Source organism: Hydromonas duriensis (assembly GCF_004363775.1).
Classification (GTDB): Bacteria; Pseudomonadota; Gammaproteobacteria; order Burkholderiales; family Burkholderiaceae; genus Hydromonas; species Hydromonas duriensis.
In genome coordinates this window covers 1-15,694 of sequence record NZ_SNZE01000035.1, presented here as the reverse complement: position 1 = coordinate 15,694, position 15,694 = coordinate 1, and the positions used below count along the sequence as shown (strand labels likewise).

The 15,694-nt window shown below is 46.2% G+C and carries 9 protein-coding genes; 4 read left to right on the top strand and 5 right to left on the bottom strand.

The genetic code is table 11. From position 1 onward, the window contains the following. Window positions 1-92 precede the first annotated feature (92 nt). The 3 genes from DFR44_RS10525 to cysE all read right to left on the bottom strand — a co-directional run bounded on the left by DFR44_RS10525 (window position 93) and on the right by cysE (window position 9,966). Window positions 93-4,934: a two-partner secretion domain-containing protein gene (locus DFR44_RS10525; protein WP_133621528.1), complete on the bottom strand. Its 4,842-nt coding sequence runs from the start codon at window positions 4,932-4,934 to the stop codon at window positions 93-95. 723 nt (window positions 4,935-5,657) lie between these two features. Next, the gene (locus tag DFR44_RS10520) at window positions 5,658-9,227 is read right to left on the bottom strand and encodes an indolepyruvate ferredoxin oxidoreductase family protein (RefSeq protein WP_133621527.1); all 3,570 of its coding nucleotides are present in this window, start codon (window positions 9,225-9,227) and stop codon (window positions 5,658-5,660) included. 4 nt (window positions 9,228-9,231) lie between these two features. Next, a complete protein-coding gene (gene cysE / locus DFR44_RS10515; RefSeq protein ID WP_133621526.1) occupies window positions 9,232-9,966 on the bottom strand; it encodes a serine O-acetyltransferase in 735 nt (244 codons plus the stop codon). A gap of 437 nt (window positions 9,967-10,403) precedes the next feature. On the opposite strand from cysE, the gene DFR44_RS10510 reads away from it, so the two are divergent. The 3 genes from DFR44_RS10510 to DFR44_RS10500 all read left to right on the top strand — a co-directional run bounded on the left by DFR44_RS10510 (window position 10,404) and on the right by DFR44_RS10500 (window position 13,859). Beyond that, window positions 10,404-11,465 carry an ABC transporter substrate-binding protein gene (locus DFR44_RS10510; RefSeq protein ID WP_211336940.1) on the top strand — a complete coding sequence of 354 codons (1,062 nt, stop codon included), beginning with the start codon at window positions 10,404-10,406 and terminating at the stop codon, window positions 11,463-11,465. Between the two features lie 318 nt (window positions 11,466-11,783). Further along, entirely contained in the window at window positions 11,784-12,647 is an 864-nt protein-coding gene (locus DFR44_RS10505; protein ID WP_133621525.1) for an ABC transporter permease, read from the top strand. A 15-nt stretch (window positions 12,648-12,662) separates the two neighbouring features. Next, window positions 12,663-13,859 (top strand): quaternary amine ABC transporter ATP-binding protein, encoded by a 1,197-nt coding sequence (locus DFR44_RS10500; protein ID WP_133621524.1) that lies wholly within the window; start codon window positions 12,663-12,665, stop codon window positions 13,857-13,859. Window positions 13,860-13,918: 59 nt separating this feature from the next. Here the strand turns inward: DFR44_RS10500 and DFR44_RS10495 are convergent, their stop codons facing one another. Beyond that, window positions 13,919-14,710, bottom strand: coding sequence for an RNA methyltransferase (locus DFR44_RS10495; protein ID WP_162845252.1), 792 nt, complete (start codon window positions 14,708-14,710; stop codon window positions 13,919-13,921). A 441-nt stretch (window positions 14,711-15,151) separates the two neighbouring features. Further along, window positions 15,152-15,424 (bottom strand): hypothetical protein, encoded by a 273-nt coding sequence (locus DFR44_RS10490; protein ID WP_133621522.1) that lies wholly within the window; start codon window positions 15,422-15,424, stop codon window positions 15,152-15,154. On the opposite strand from DFR44_RS10490, the gene DFR44_RS10485 reads away from it, so the two are divergent. Further along, window positions 15,397-15,603 carry a transposase gene (locus DFR44_RS10485; protein ID WP_133621521.1) on the top strand — a complete coding sequence of 69 codons (207 nt, stop codon included), beginning with the start codon at window positions 15,397-15,399 and terminating at the stop codon, window positions 15,601-15,603. The genes DFR44_RS10490 and DFR44_RS10485 overlap by 28 nt on opposite strands. Window positions 15,604-15,694: the final 91 nt, after the last annotated feature.

Below are 15,694 nucleotides of genomic sequence, written 5' to 3'. Positions count from 1 at the left end.
AACATTCAAAATTGGGATACCAAAGCCCTGTAAAATTTGAATCCGCAGCATCTAAAATAGCTGCTTAAAATGTCCGTTGAAATGAGGGCAGATCAGTTATCCCCAACATTTTTATCACTAAAATCAGCATTACCAGTTAAAGCCAGTGATTCGCCATTGACCATATTGTCAAACTTAGCACCAATTACCTTTGCTATAGAGGTTCCGTCGTACACCTTGTTGCTGGCGATTAAAGTATTGATGGTAATATCTCGTTTTCCTATCAGCATGTTTGGCTGAGGACTAAGAGTCGTATTAAGACCTTCGCCAACTACAAGATTATAGGCGTAGGTTCCAACATTTTCTCCTGATAAACGCGTCCCTGCTAATGTGGAAATTACATCACTTGCTGTAAGGCCAAAAGTATTGTTTCCTACGATTTTGCTTAATGTTGTTGCCCCACCTGCTGCTGTATAAGCAGATTGAAACGAATTATTCAAGTTATTGGGATCGCTATCTCCATAAGTTTTAGTCAAATTAGGTAAAGCAATTGAAAACGATGGAGATGCCGTAGCGTTTTCTCTGAACATTACTTGTGCGACACTACTTGCTCCGCTAATGACATCTCCAAAATTAGCGTTAAACCTAGCGTTTAATGCTTTACTCGTTCCATTATAATAGAGAGTATTAAATGCACTGGTCAGATTAGAGAGTTTGCCAGTTAAGGCCGCACTTCCCGAGTATATTTTTGTTTTACCGTTCCCAAGATTAGCGACTGCATTCCCAGCCGCTGTTAGGACTTGACCGCCTGTGGCGTCTCCCGCAAGATGCAGTTTGCCAGCGGATACAACCACATCACCCGCTCCATTATTTATAACTCCTGGCACAGTTATATTTCCATTACCATCTGAGCTAATGTTGACTCCTGAGGCGCTATTTTGGGTAATTAATGCCGAAGCCTGAGCAGTAATGACGCCGAGAGAAGAGGGCGTTCCATCCCCTGTAATGATATTAACCGCACCTGCACTCGAAGCATTGGTAATACTAACAGGCGCAATAGTTATTCCACTATTGTTTCCGCGAATCGACAGCGCACCTCCGTTACTATTGTTTGAGATAATAGGTTTACCAGTAACCCCAGTTGCCAAATATATATCTTTACCTGCTCCTTTATCACTTGCAACCGTATTGTTGCCCGAAATACTAATTGCATCCCCTGCATTCGATGCGCCGCCAGACAAAACATTTATAGCAACAGGAGCCAAATACGCTGCGTACCATGTAGGAGAAGATGTAGTACCTGAAATTGTAATTTTACTTTGGCTTTGAATTAGCCCTCCTAGGATAACGCCGCGCCCATTAGAAGCAGACGAACCAGAAAGTGAAATATCACCTGCCGTTGTACCTCCAATTGCTCCAAAACCACAATCTGTTACACCACACCAAATACTGCCATTAAGCAAAGAAATGCCATCACCACTGCCCGTATTATTACCTATAATGTTAATTTTGCTTCCGAGTGCCGCCCTTACAAAACCTTGTATGTCTACGCCTTTACCAGTTGTTGCTGTGCCTGTTAAGTTTATTGAACTATTGCCTGTTGATGAAATTCCAGCACCGCCCCCATTACTAAACCCAGTCGTTTTGCCTGTAGCATTAATAGATAAAATACCTGAGTTACTAACTGAAACACCAGCTCCATACATGCCCGTTGAATTTGTGCTATTCGCAACAACTGAAACAGAGCCTCCATTAATGTTAAGAGAACCTGTTTGCAAGAAATAAACGCCCGTTCCATTAGTTGATGTACCTGATATTTGAGCACCGTTCACACCTGTAAAATTTAAACTACCTGTCACAGAAGAGCCGTCATTATAGTTACTGACACCAGCGCCATTACCTGAAGGAGCATTTGAAACAGAACTTGTACCTGTTATAGTGGCCAACGTCCCTGCACCATAACTAATACTTCCACTAGCGAATGTAACACCAGATTTAGCAACGTAAGCCTTATCAGTAACACTTGCGGTAGATAAAGTTACTGGGTTGGTCCAATTATAAGTATTGTTCGATAGAGTAGGTACAGTTCCACTAACAGTTCCAGCAATACTAAATGCGGTCCCTGAATTACTTATATTAATATTTCCAACATTAATAAAACCTGATGAACGAATATAGCCCTGGTCTACCGTTACCGCACCAGTTACAGCGTTGACACTACGATTTGCAACAGTAGTACCTGATGCGCTACCACTTCCTCCTGTGCCTGCAACATTGACCGCTCCACTGCCTATATTCATAGCACCATAGTTGCTCACTCCAGAGCTATCTATAGCAGTATAAGTACCACTGATAGTCTTTACATTATTAGAACTATTAACTCCTGTTATAGACAATGTGGTTCCAGCAGTCTGATTTAAGTTTAATGTGGAGGTGCCTGCAAGAGTTTGCGCCAGCGCAACCCCCACACTCATTCCAGCGGCATTGCTAGTGCTCCCAGAGACACTACTATTTTGTTGAGCTGAAAAACTACCAGATAAATATACCCCAGCAGATCCATTCTGATGGCCTGTAGCTGTAGAACTTCCGTTAATTAGATAATTACCTGCATCAATCCCCGAACTTCCAGAGAACTGGACACCGTAATTACTCACTGTGTCTACCGATGTTCGCCCTGTTACCTTTACAGTTTGTGTTGGACTTGCATTGGCAGTTAAGATTCCACCAATATTAACCCCACCTCCTGCACCTTCACCCAAAATTGAAATGTTGCCAGTAACAGCTTTTACGCCACCATTTAAATAAACCCCTGCCTTACTGGTTGCAGAGCTGCTTCCAGAACCGGCGATAATTGCCCCTGATGAAACAGTACCGCCAGTATTATAAATATAAACATTTTGACCCGAAATTATGTTGCTTCCAGACGGGCCATCAATAGAAACGCCTCCTTGGTTACTACTTACAACAACATCGCCGCTTACTGAAGCTATGCTATTACCACCTGACAAGTTTTTATAAATACGAATAGCTGTTGATGACGAGTTTGGCGTGGTCGCAGTAATATTAATATTACTGCCTGCACTGCTCTTAAAATCTGACAAAGACAAAACATCAGATGAGTTTGCAGAATTAGTCGAAGTTCCCGAAATAGTTGTAGTCGTACCTGAGGTCAAATTAATAGCATCAGTGTTAGGATTACTTCCCAGCAAAACCGCATTACCCGAGCTCCCAGTACTTGTTCCATTTAATAAAATTGATTTGTCCGCACTAACAGAAACACCACGTTCAATCAGAATACCTACTCCTGAACCACCAGCTGTCCCATTAATTTCAACATTCCCTCCAGACAAAGAACTTGTTTGAGCAACAGACACTCCATAATTATTTACGGAGCTACCTGACAAAGTTACATCCCCACCATTCGCCTTTATGGCATTACCCGAACTAACCACAACACCTTGGCTACCTGAAACGGCACCGTTGCCAATCCCAATAACATTTAATTTCCCACTGGTCGATTCAATAGCGGCATTTATTTGAAGAGTATTGTCTGCATTTAGCCTTAAAGTGGCTTCTGAGCCAGCCGTCTTTTGAATTGCAGAATTAACATAAATATTACCGTTCGCACTACCCACTGAACCATTGTTAGTAGTAGTAATCGAAACATTTGTATCATTGTTTAAAGCCGAATTTATCGTTGCAACATTTATCGTTGAAGAAGCAACCCCACCATTTGGAGAAAAATTGCCATTGGTCACTCCATAATTATTATCAGTACCGCTTCCAATCGTAATATCCGCGGGGTCTAATAGCCATTGCACTGCCTTAACATTAACCCCGTCAGTTTTAAGCCAATCTCCAGAAGTTTCTATAAAACCGCCCTTAGAACTCAAGGTCGCCCCACTCACATCAGTGTTAGCTGCAAGCGCCCCGCTCGAGACATCTCGACCTAAAACAATCGAACCATGATTCCCAACACGTCCATCTGCATTAACTACTCCATTTACCTTTATGTTTCCAGCGTCAGAAAGCAGCTGAACTTGACCTCCTGAGTCTCCGCTAACATCTATTTCACCTGACTGCATGACGTTTGTTAAAGCCGAATTTAATGAAGAGGCTTTAATGTACACTTGCCCATCATCAGCCTTTATTAGAGATCCAGAGGAATTAACAACACTTGTATTAATACTGGCAGGTGACAAATCGAATGTGATTTTTCCACTCGAAGACATTGGAATACTGACCGTATCTCCAGTCACCATACCAACCGTGCCATGTGGGGCTACAATTTGTCCATTATTATTCAAAACAACACCAATCAAGGCCACATAACCACCATCTGCAGCATTGATTTTTCCGTTATTTATAATGTAGCCGTTTGAACCATTGCGTTGAAAACGGTATCTTCCGTAGATAAAATCTTCATCACTCAGTGAGAAAGTAGAGGCGGTAAAACTCCTTGCGTTAACACTTCCATCCTTGCCAAAAAGCACACCGTTTGGATTTATTAAAATCACATGCCCATTGGCATTCAAACTACCAAAAACTTCGCTCGGACTGTTTCCTAAAACCCTGTTAAGAAGCACGGAATTATTACTTGGTTGCTCAATATTGACATGAGCACTCGCACCTATATCAAAACTTTGCCAATTTGTACTGGCTTTATTGCTCAGCTGCTGAATAGTCATTGTTGAGCCAGCCTGACTTATATTGGCCTGTCCGTACACTACTTTTCCATCCACAGGCAAGGCTGTTAGACTTGGTTCACCCCAAGCAGCGAAAGACAGCAACATACCAATACACACAGCTATTGGCGATTTCGACTTAAATGATAATTTTGCAGGCAACAATCCCTTATCAGTGACTCCTGAATGATTGTTGGTAGACAGCTCAGAAACAACCACATAATCGCTGTGCTTTTTAGAAAACTTAATTTTAAAAATATTTTTGTTCATGATTACATAGCCAATCAAGCAGTTTGGAGCCAAATAACTCGAGCGTCGAGGGCATTAACGCTAATTAGCTAATCGGCAGCAAGTGTGCAGTGAACGAAACAGACGAAGAGAACGTCCAGCTTATCAAGCCCAAAATCTTCCTGCAAAACCACTTAACATTCTAAATAAAGACTTAATTTCACTATGCCGCGCATGAATTTTGCAGCAATCATTCCATGATTAGATGAGATTAGGCGGCTAAAAAAGCTCATAGTCAAAATCAAGTGCCCGCTATCTCATAGAACTACTCATGTAAGCCTTGCCGATGATGAGTTTCAACATTTCGGTTAGGGCAAAAAATATTAAACTTGGCAGTCAAGTCCACGCGTGAGCTACCTACAGATTAAGATGCGTTTTTAAAACATCCATGCCATCAGAATAAACTATCTGTGTGACGCCATTCATACTCAGTGGTCAAACTAGCTAGACAATCGTTAACCTTGTCGTAAGCTTTAACACCATCCCGAGCGCAACTACTTTTGTCTCAATAAATATATTATGTATTTAACTAGCCAAATAAAACTATTTAGCAATGTAAAAATTTTATTTTAATTACCTCACCTTGTAAATATAATTTTCCAAAATAACCTTAAAAAACATGAGCTTTCATAAAGCTCACGCTCAATATATCGCTAATTTCAAAATCAAATATGCAAACAATAAAAACCAAACCTCTTAACACCCTTAAGTCTTGTTTGTTGTAAGCGACATCAATAAATCCTTAAGCAGAGCGGATTGCTTCAGATATTCATCAATGTTTTTTTCTTTCACATGTCCGAATCCGCGTACCTGTTCGGGTAAATTCGCCCATTTCACCATGGTGGCGTGATTATCTTTATTCAATTTAGCCGCCAGCGTGCGCATGGTGTCGACGTAGTTTCGCGCCAGCTCACGTTCCATGCGACGTTCTGCGGTATAGCCAAACACGTCAAGTCGAGTACCGCGTAGGTTTTTCAATGTTGCCAACCAACCAAACACGCGCATCATCCACGGCCCGTAAGCCTTTTTGACTAAATGCCCATTGAGGTCTTTCTTGGCGAACAGTGGTGGGGCGAGATGGAATTTTAACGAGACATCGCCATCAAATTGTTGTTTGAGTTGCGCCATAAATTCGGGCTGGGTGTATAGGCGAGCAACTTCATATTCGTCTTTGTATGCCATTAATTTAAAGGCATTGAGTGCAACGGCTTTGCTCAGTTGTTGTCCTAAATTCAGCTGAGCCTCGGCGGTCTGTACTTGCTTGACTAGGGCCAAGTAGGTGTCGGCGTATGCTTTGTTTTGATACGCGATTAAATCATGGTAACGGCGGTCGATGATGGCATCTAGACGCTCGGGCATGTGTAAAGCGATGGTCTGAGTTGGTAAAGCAATGGCTTCGACACGCTTGAGGTCAAACGCAGCACGACGGCCCCATAAAAAACTGAGCTTGTTTGCTTCTACGCCCACGCCGATGATTTCAATGCCTCGCAACAAGGCAGCTTCGGAAATGGGCAACAGCCCTTTTTGGTAAGCAAAGCCAACCATGAATACGTTGGTGGCAATGGCGTCGCCCATTAAGGCTGTGGCGAGTCGTGTCGCGTCAACAAATTCGGCTTGTTGGCCGATGGATTGTTCAATCAGGCTTTGTACATCGTGGATTGGAAACTGCCAATCAGGGACTTGTGTGAATTGTCCCGTGGGTTGTTGGTGTGAGTTGACCACGGCGCGGGTGCGCCCTGCGCGCATTTTGGCGACGGCGTCATGAGAGCCCGCCGTTAAAATATCGCAGCCGAGCACCAAATCGGCTTCGCCTGTGGCGATGCGTTGCGCATGAAGGCAGTTGACATCATCTGCGATGCGGATGTGTGACGTGACCGCGCCATTTTTTTGAGCCATGCCCGTCATGTCAAGCACCGAAACGGCTTTGCCTTCAAGCTGCGCCGCCATGCCAATGAATGCACCAACTGCAATAACGCCTGTGCCGCCGATGCCATTGAGCAGAATGTTGTACGGCGTGCGGCAAGTTGGCAAGATGGGTTCGGGTAAAGCACCAAAGTCGTTTACGGCTGGATTGTCTTTTTGGATGATTCCCGTTTTGGATTTGCGAATATTGCCACCATGCACGGTGACAAAGCTTGGGCAAAAGCCATTGATGCAACTGTAATCTTTGTTGCATGAGGATTGGTCAATACTGCGTTTGCGCCCGTAAGCTGTTTCTTTCGGCAAAATTGATACGCAGTTTGATTGAACGCCACAGTCGCCGCAGCCTTCACACACGGCTTCGTTGATGAATGTAAAGACCTTCGGATCGTCCAGCGTGCGCTTTTTACGGCGGCGGCGTTTTTCTGCTGCGCAAACCTGGTCGTAAATGAGGATGCTGGTGCCTTTGAATGTGCGCAATTCTTTTTGCACTGCTTCCATCTCAGAGCGGTCATGTATGGTGACGAGGGCAGGCAGCATCGAGCGGTCGCGGTAACGCGTTGTGTCTTCGGTCACCAGCGCAATTCGTTGCACCCCTTCAGCAATCATCTGGTGCGCAACTGACGGCACTGTAACCACCCCGTCCACGGGTTGCCCGCCCGTCATGGCCACCGCATCGTTGTATAAAATTTTATAGGTGATGTTAACCTTAGCAGCAATGGCGGCACGAATGGCCAAATAACCCGAATGAAAATAGGTGCCATCCCCCAAATTTTGAAACACATGCGGCACTTCGGTGAATGCCGCTTGACCTATCCAAGTCGCGCCTTCGCCACCCATGTGGGTCATGAGTTTGTTTGATTCTGGATAAATCGCCATTGCCATCGCGTGGCAACCGATGCCTGCCAATGCCACCGAGCCATCGGGGACTTTGGTCGAGGTGTTGTGCGGGCAGCCTGAGCAATAGTAGGGCGGGCGAGGCGGGGTGTTGACCGCACGATTGAGCACTGCTTCTTTTTCTTGCAGCATCGCCAATCGTTCATGAATGATGTCGCTGGTATGAAAACGTTCAATGCGTGATGCAATCACAGTGGCGATTTGTGCCACCGAAAAATCCAATTTTGACGTGAGCAGCCACTCACCTCGGGGCGCAACCCATTCCCCTTTTTCGTCAAATTTGCCAATGACGCGTGGGCGCACGTCATCGCGCCAGTTGTACAGCTGCTCTTTGAGTTGATATTCGACAATTTGCCGCTTTTCTTCCACCACTAAAATTTCATCCAAGCCTTGCGCAAACTCGCGCACGCCATCGGCTTCGAGCGGCCACGGCATGGCGACTTTGAATACGCGCAAACCAATCGCAGCCGCTTGCGCTTCGTCAATGCCAAGCTGTCCAAGCGCCTCGAGCACGTCTAAATATGATTTACCCGAAGCAATAATCCCCAAACGTGGTTTGGGTGAGTCAATAGTGATGCGATTTAATCGATTCGCTCGCGCATATGCTAGAGCCGCGTAAATTTTGTAATCTTGCATCAAGGCTTCTTGCGCCCGCGCAACCGCGTTCACGCCTGCGGTTGAGAGTTGAATGTTCAAACCCTCTTTGGGCATGACGAAGTTGTCAGGGATTTTGACTTCTACGCGGAATGGGTTCACATCCACTGAGGCCGAGGACTCAACCGTGTCGGCTATCGCCTTAAATCCAATGGCACAACCTGAAAAACGGGACATCGCCCATGCGTGGACACCGAGGTCGAGAAACTCTTGAACATTACAAGGGTAGAGCATCGGAATCATGGCCGCGCTGAAAATATGATCCGATTGATGGGGCAGTGATGACGAGTGCGCAACGTGGTCGTCTCCAGCGACTAAAATCACGCCGCCATGTTTAGACGTGCCTGCATGGTTTAAATGCTTGAGCGCATCCGCGCTGCGGTCCACCCCTGGGCCTTTGCCATACCACATGGCGAATACGCCATCATATTTGGCAGGCCCAATTAAACCGACTTGCTGCGTCCCCCAGCACGCCGTTGCGGCCAAGTCTTCATTCACCGCTGGGGCAAATGTCACATGGGCGGGTTCTAAATATTTTTTGGCGCGCCAAAGTGCATCGTCCAAACCGCCCAAGGGCGAGCCGCGATAGCCTGTGACATAACCCGCGGTGTTTAAACCCGCGGCAAGGTCGCGTTGACGTTGCATGATGGGCAATCGCACCAAGGCTTGAATGCCCGACATGAACACCTGACCCTCTGTCGCGGTGTATTTGTCATCAATGCTCACTTGGCGGAGCTGTGTGTGTGTTGTTGGTGAGTTCACGTTTATTTTTCTGTTTTGTAAGTTGACGACGTCACCCGACATGCGGTTATCGGTCTAATAAGTGTCGGAGTTGTTCAATGTCTTGCGAATGTTCAATGCTTTTGCCACAATCAATGCCCGCTTTGGCCAGTTGGTCGCGTAGCTCACGCGCAGTGGCATCGCTGCGCTCAAGGTGCTCTATCACCCGTTTTAGGGTTTGGACAATCGGATCGTCATCCGCAGCGTTGACACCATACGCGCTGAATTCATGCAATTGTGTGGGCTGTGAGTCAATCAGATGCGCGGGGTTGCCAATCGCCGTTGCGCCAGCGGGGACGGGTTTAACCACCACGGCATTGGAGCCGATTTTAGCCCCTGCACCAACCGTAAAACTCCCCAGCACCTTTGCACCCGCACCAATCACCACGCCTGCTTCAAGCGTTGGATGGCGTTTTGTGCCACGGGTTAACGAAGTGCCACCCAGCGTTACGCCCTGATAAATGGTGCAGTCATCGCCAATTTCAGCCGTTTCGCCAATGACAATGCCCATCCCGTGGTCAATAAACACACGCCGCCCCATGGTTGCGCCAGGGTGAATTTCAATCCCCGTCAAAAAGCGAGACACGTGCGATACGAATCGAGCCAACCAACGCAGGTTGTTCATCCATAACGCATGAGCGATGCGGTGAAAAAAAAGCGCGTGCAACCCTGGGTAGCAGGTCAAGACCTCCCACAAAGAACGGGCAGCAGGGTCTTTGTGGCGGATGGTTTGGATGTCTTCTTTGAGGTGGGTAATGAACATAGATAGAGTTTAAAGCAGGTGTGAATCTAAAGTCGCATCATAACCGATTGCGAGGTCATCTGCGCTGGCGTTGACGGGGATAAATGTCATTTGTGAGGCGGGTTGCGCTTGGTTTTGATATTTTTTGGCTAAAACCATTGTTTATTGGCGCGCCCTCAAAGTATCAATAAACCGAAATTTTTGTTTAAAATAGTATAAAAAACTAAATTATATATAAACTGCAGCATTTTTAACCAAAAATATCAATTATGTTATAATAAATGAATGCACTGGTTTTTACATACTGTTTCCAGTCAGCAAAACTCTCTAGCGAAAAAAGTTCCAATTCATATTGGAGGTGCTCATCGAGTCGCTAGTTCCGTCTAACCACGGTAATCCTTGGTTGAACCCTATTTTGGGTTGAGCCTCGAGATGCCCTGTATCCTGGAGAGAATTTGATGCAAAAAAACTTTTTAAGAACCCTATCTATTATGGGTGTCGTCACTGTGTTGAGCGCGTGCGGGCAAAAAACTGAAGAGTCGCCCAAAACAGCCGCGCTGGATTCCAAATCCACAGCCCCCGTTTGTGAACTCAACCGAAAGGTTGTGTTTGCAGGTTTGGACTGGGACTCCAACGCTTTTCATACGGCGGTTGCACAAAATATCATTAAAAATGGTTATGGCTGTGAAGTTGATCAAGTGCCTGGCACAACCATTCCCTTGCTTAACGGCATGGCCAAGGGTGACATTGATGTCACGATGGAAATTTGGAAAGAAAATATTACAGCCGCATGGAATAAAGCCACTGAGTCGGGCAAGGTCTTGGATTTAGGGGTTAACTTTCCAGACGCCGTTCAAGGCTGGTTTATTCCCAAATACTTAACCGAAGGTCCTGATGCGCCCGCAAAAGACTTAAAATCGGTGACCGACTTGGTGAAGTACAAAGACTTGTTCAAAGATCCCGAAGTGCCTAATAAAGGGCGGTTTTATAACTGTCATGCGGGCTGGGGCTGTGAAGTGGTGAATACTAAAAAACTGGCCGTTTATCAATTGAACGACTCGTTTACCAACTTCCGCTCGGGCACAGGTTCTGCTTTATCTGCAGCGATTGAGTCGGCCATTAAACAGAAGAAACCCATTGTGTTTTATTACTGGGGGCCCACGTGGCTGTGGGGCAAGATTGGGAATGAGGTTCAAATGCTTGAAGAACCCGCTTACGATGAAACCATTTGGGAAAAATTTTATACCGACAAAAATCCCACTCAAACAACGGCTTATCCTGTTGTGAAAGTTTACAAAGCGGTCAACGCTAAGTTCGCTAAAGAAGCGCCGACATTAACCGAATTTATCCGACAATACAACACAACCAGCGCGGATGTCTCCGCCGCCTTGGCTTTCATGCAAGAGCGTGGTGGAACGGTTGATGATGCCGCAGTTGAGTTTTTGAAAACGAAACAAGATGTCTGGACAAAGTGGGTTCCCGCTGACGTCGCGGCACGGGTGAATGCAAAACTGCAGTAACTCTCAACTATTTTTCGAGGGCGTATTTGTGCGCCCATTTGTGGTTTTTATTTCAATAAGTTTAAAAAAACCTAAACCAAAGCGAAAAACGTACAGCCTTTTTTATTTAAAGCAGATGGCTCGTCATCATTTTGATGCGAGTCGTCGGACGCGCTTTTTCGCCTTACACAATGACAACGTGCACATGCGCAGTTTAATGCGCATGGATGACACTCGTCATGAGCCTCCGCTGTCTTGTTCATGACAGGGTCTGCCCTTGTGTTGCCAATACGGTTGTCAACATGGCAACCCGCGTTGTCTATCTCATGGAGATACATCATGTCTTTTTTTATTGATATCAGCGAACCCATTAAGATCAATATCAATTTATTTTTGGAATATATTGTGGTCGAATTTGGTTCTGTTTTTGACGCCTTCTCCAGCACGCTCATCAGCATGTTGGTGGCCTTAGAAAAATTATTGGTTGGCATTCCGCCACCCGTGATGATTTTGCTGGTGGGCGCACTGGCTTTTTATGCCTCGCGAAAAGTAGGCTTTGCACTGTGCATGATGTTGGCACTGTATTTGATTGGTGCTTTAGGCGTGTGGCCAGAATCCATGCAAACCATTGCCATCATGTTGGTCTCGGTGTTTTTATCCGTCATTATGGCGTTGCCGCTCGGGGTTTTATCCGCCCGCAGTGATGCCGCACGCAAAGTGATTAACCCCATTCTTGATTTGATGCAAACCATTCCAAGTTTTGTGTATTTAATTCCAGCCGCCATGCTGTTTGGTTTGGGCAAAGTCCCCGCCATTATCGCGACAGTGATTTATGCTGCGCCGCCCTTAATTCGCTTGACCGACCTTGGCATTCGAGAAGTGAATCGCAAAGTGGTTGAGGCCAGCCGCTCATTTGGTGCGACTAAAGCTCAAATTCTACAACGCGTACAAATCCCCTTGGCAATGCCCAGCATCATGCAAGGTCTAAATCAAACCATGATGATGGCATTGTCGATGGTGGTGATTGCCTCAATGATTGGTGCACGCGGGGTGGGCGAAATTGTCTTGTTGGGTTTACAGCGCAACGATGCAGGACAAGGTGTCGTCGGCGGCTTGGCCATTGTGGTGTTGGCTGTTTTGTTCGACCGCATCACACAAGCCGCAGGCCTGCGCATGCAAAGTCATCGACACAATCCACGATAAATCGAGGGGGTTATTATGAGTAAGATTAAGATTGAAGTTCAAAACATCACTAAAATTTTTGGTGAAAAACCGCAAGAAGCTCTGGCTAAAGTCAAAGCGGGCATGGGTAAACAAGAGTTGCTCGAGCAGCACACTCATACTTTAGGCCTGCACAACATCAGCTTAAACATTGAAGAAGGTGAGATTTTTGTCATCATGGGTTTATCTGGCTCAGGGAAATCCACATTAATCCGCCACTTTAACCGACTGATAGACCCATCGGATGGGCACATCATCATTGACGGCGAAGATGTGATGGAGATGGATGTCAAACAACTTGAAGATTTTCGCCGTCGCAAAATCAGCATGGTGTTTCAGAGTTTCGGTTTAATGCCGCATTACACTGTGGTTGACAACGTGGCCTACGCCCTAGAAGTGCGCGGGGTAAAAAAAGCCGAACGCATCGCAAAAGCGACCGAATGGCTCGAAACAGTTGGGCTTGCAGGCTATGAAAACCTGTATCCACGCCAACTGTCGGGCGGTCAGCAACAACGCGTGGGTTTAGCTCGCGCTTTAGCAGCTGATACCGATGTCATATTAATGGACGAGGCGTTTTCCGCGCTTGACCCATTGATTCGCAGTCAAATGCAAGAACAACTGCTTGAATTGCAAAATCGCTTACAAAAAACCATCGTTTTTATCACACACGATTTATCAGAAGCCCTGCGCATTGGCTCGCGCATTGCGATTTTAAAGGACGGCGAGTTATCGCAAATCGGTACGCCAGAAGAAATTTTGCTCAACCCTTCAGATGACTACGTGCGCGAATTTGTCAAAGAGGTCAATCGCGCCAGCGTTTTAACCGTTGAAGCCATTATGCGCAAACCGCGTTTGTGCTTAGAAAATGAAACACACCAAGAAGCCTTGACAAAAATTGAAGCCGTCGGCATAGAGTGGGGCTGGGTACTGACCAACAACCGCTATCAAGGCATGGTCACCCGCGCCCAACTGAAAAAAGCCATTGCAGAAAACAGCCAAGAAACTTTGGCGCAATTGGCAAACAACTCGGTCGTCGTCACGCAAAGCACCACCGTAGAAGGAGCCTTACCCTCGGCCATTGGCAATAAATATCCTTTGCCTGTGGTCGACCAAAATGGCAAATTATGGGGCGTGGTCACACCCGACAGCTTAACCAGAGCCATTGAAAAAGAAACCGATGAAGTGAGTTCTTGATTGAGTATGTGATTTATTGTGATTGAGTTAGAAACTTAATTAGGAGTAACGTTCAAGCGTTACTCCTTTTTCTTGATGCGTTGCACTGTGCTCGCTAAACCACGCAAAAAATTCACCTCATTGGTCGACAACTGCGTGCGCGAAAATAATGCACGCAAACGCGGCATCATTTCTGTCGGGATGTTTGGATTTATCATGCCAATATCGGTCAACATCGCCTCCCAATGATTCAGCATGCCATCCAATTGCGCCACATCGGCCGAGTCAAGCAATGCAGGATGCTCAACAATCGGCGTTGAATAACCATGCAGCGCAGCTTGACGCAAGCTATACGTCATCACCTGCACGGCTTGGGCAAGATTGAGCGAATTGTACTCTGGGTTCGCCTCAATTTGACACAACCGCTGACACAACATCACCTCATCATTCACTAAGCCACTGCGCTCCGCACCGAAGACAAACGCCACTTTAGGCAGAGCCATATTCTCAGCCTGTGCCTGCGTAAATAAAGCCATCACCTCAGCCGCCGCCTCACCACTCGTGCGCAAAGGTGGCGCAAGGTCACGCGTTCGCGCTGAAAAAGCAAAAGCGCAATTCACCCCCTGCAACGCAGTCGCCAAATCAGGCACGATGACAGCGTTGTCCAACACATCCGTCGCCCCGCTTGCCAAAGCAATGGCATCGGGTTGCGCACACATGTCCGCAAATCGAGGCGAGGTCAAATACAGCTCACGCAGCCCCATATTCGCCATCGCCCGCGCCACTTGCCCCACGTTGCCAGGATGGCTGGTGCGAACGATAATGATGCGGATGTGAGCGAGGGCGTCAGTAAGAGGATGTGATGTGGGCATGATGGAGATGTAAAAACGTGAGCAACCCAATACCATCAAGTCGCTTCAAACTAACATTAAACGAAAAAGTACTGGGAAATTGAGACAGACAAAACAAAAGCGGCTTACATTACTGTAAGCCGCTTAAAATCAGGTGCATTGCAGAAACCGAAAAACCTTACATATGTTTGATTTTAAAAGATTAAATCGACACCGTCAAGGTTCCAATATACAAAAATGTATTCAAAAAAACTCTACGGCCGCTGCATTTACTTGTTATAAGTCATTGAAGGTTCTTAAAATTTCCAACTTTACTATTATCGTTAACTAAAAATGTTAGATTCCAAATTACCTATTGCTAATTAGAAGCAGGGCTTTTTTGTAGTTCATTGAACAGTGTTACCCTTAGAACTGATGTTCACCGTCTCACCAACCACATGCGAGTTGTGATTCGTCACCGCCTCACTGAACGTCCATCGTAATCTTACCCTCAGTCAACGTCGCATACGTGGTCGAAGACGATTCGCCCGATTCTCTCATCGGTAGGGTAGGGGCAAACGACGCACCGCCGCCACTCATGTTCGACGTACTGGTGTTCGGCGACGTCGCCTCACTCGGCGCGGTACTGCCTGTCGCTTGTGGGGCAGTCGATTCTGATCTACCCTCGAATTGACGGACACCTTTTAACGTAAAAAGAGAGGTGTCAAATGCAACGCAATCGTTACGATGACTCATTCAAAGCTGAGGCAGTGAGTTTAGCATTATCAGGCGAGCTGAGTTACGCGGAAGTGGCTCGAGATTTGGGTATAAACTACGGTGCATTAACGAACTGGATTTATGAAACCATGAAGAATCCTAAAGCTGCCTCAACCAAAGGCCAAAGCCCAAGTCGCCAAGACTATCAAACATTTTGATTTGCGCAAGCGGGAGATTGAATTCCTAAAAAAGGCAAGCGCGTACTTTGCGAGCCTGAAACCGTAAAGTACGCAATGATTGGTCAGGACG